Genomic DNA, 365 nt, shown 5'->3' with positions numbered 1-365 from the left:
TTAACGCTGAGGCGTGACGACGAGGCACTACGGTGCTGAAGTGATAAATGCCCAGCTTCCAGGAAAAGCCTCTAAGCATCAGGTAACACAGAATCGTACCCCAAACCGACACAGGTGGTCAGGTAGAGAATACCAAGGCGCTTGAGAGAACTCGGGTGAAGGAACTAGGCAAAATGGTGCCGTAACTTCGGGAGAAGGCACGCTGGCGCGTAGGTGGAGGGACTTGCTCCCCGAGCCGAAGCCAGTCGAAGATACCAGCTGGCTGCAACTGTTTATTAAAAACACAGCACTGTGCAAACACGAAAGTGGACGTATACGGTGTGACGCCTGCCCGGTGCCGGAAGGTTAATTGATGGGGTTATCCG

At 53.7% G+C, this 365-nt stretch carries 1 rRNA gene; it reads left to right on the top strand.

Annotated features, from left to right (window positions below):
- A 23S ribosomal RNA gene (locus HFD95_RS21895) occupies positions 1-365 on the top strand; the annotation flags it as partial.

This window comes from Pantoea sp. EKM10T, from assembly GCF_011800685.1.
Lineage (GTDB): Bacteria > Pseudomonadota > Gammaproteobacteria > Enterobacterales > Enterobacteriaceae > Pantoea > Pantoea agglomerans.
This window is presented reverse-complemented; position numbering and strand designations above follow the sequence as displayed.